The organism is Priestia sp. SIMBA_032, assembly GCF_046535215.1.
In the GTDB taxonomy this organism is placed as follows: Bacteria; Bacillota; Bacilli; order Bacillales; family Bacillaceae_H; genus Priestia; species Priestia aryabhattai.
The window spans coordinates 1-277 of record NZ_JAWRXD010000527.1 but is presented as its reverse complement, the minus strand read 5'-3'; the positions used below and the strand labels follow the sequence as shown (position 1 = coordinate 277).

Genomic DNA, 277 nt, shown 5'->3' with positions numbered 1-277 from the left:
GATCGGCGGCGGCTTCCCGCTCGTGAGCGACACGCAGGGCGTGCAGGAGCTCGGCAGCGTCGGAACGCTGGTCAGCGACGGGCACACCGTCTTCGCCCTGACGAGCCGTCACGTCACCGGGCCGGCAGGGAGCCCGGTGTCGAGCATCCTGCACGGACACGTCGCACAGATCGGCCGTGCGCGCGCGCATCAGCTCACGCGCAAGCCGTTCTCGGAGGTGTACCCGGGGTTCCCGGGACTGCGCAGCTTCGCGACGCTCGACGCGGGACTGGTGGAG

1 protein-coding gene is annotated in these 277 nt (G+C 71.5%); it reads left to right on the top strand.

Going from position 1 to position 277, the window contains the following annotated elements; genetic code table 11:
• Positions 1-277: hypothetical protein (locus SB717_RS35400; RefSeq protein WP_410907600.1), on the top strand; the 277-nt coding region annotated here is incomplete at both ends.